The sequence below is a fragment of the Vibrio sp. 10N.222.49.C9 genome, assembly GCF_041474985.1.
GTDB classification, from domain to species: Bacteria; Pseudomonadota; Gammaproteobacteria; order Enterobacterales; family Vibrionaceae; genus Vibrio; species Vibrio crassostreae_C.
Map to the genome: position 1 here is coordinate 1 of NZ_JBFRVD010000179.1, position 313 is coordinate 313.

General features: G+C 46.6%; 1 pseudogene. It reads left to right on the forward strand.

The features are described from left to right. Window positions 1–313 (forward strand): annotated as a pseudogene (locus tag AB4585_RS22615) (alanine--tRNA ligase); the annotation flags it as partial.

The window sequence follows — 313 nt, forward strand, 5'->3', positions numbered from 1 at the left end:
TCACTGAACCACTCAGCAACTCACTTGCTGCACGCTGCATTGCGTAAGGTTCTAGGTGAGCACGTAACTCAGAAAGGCTCACTGGTTAAAGCTGAGAACCTTCGTTTTGACTTCTCTCACCTAGAAGCGGTAACGGCTGCTGAATTGAAAGAAGTTGAGCGCATGGTTAACGCACAAGTTCGTACTAACCACGACATTGAAACCAATGTCATGGATATAGAGTCTGCTAAGCAGAAAGGGGCGATGGCACTGTTCGGTGAGAAGTATGACGATGAAGTTCGCGTGCTTTCTATGGGTGAATTCTCTACTGAAT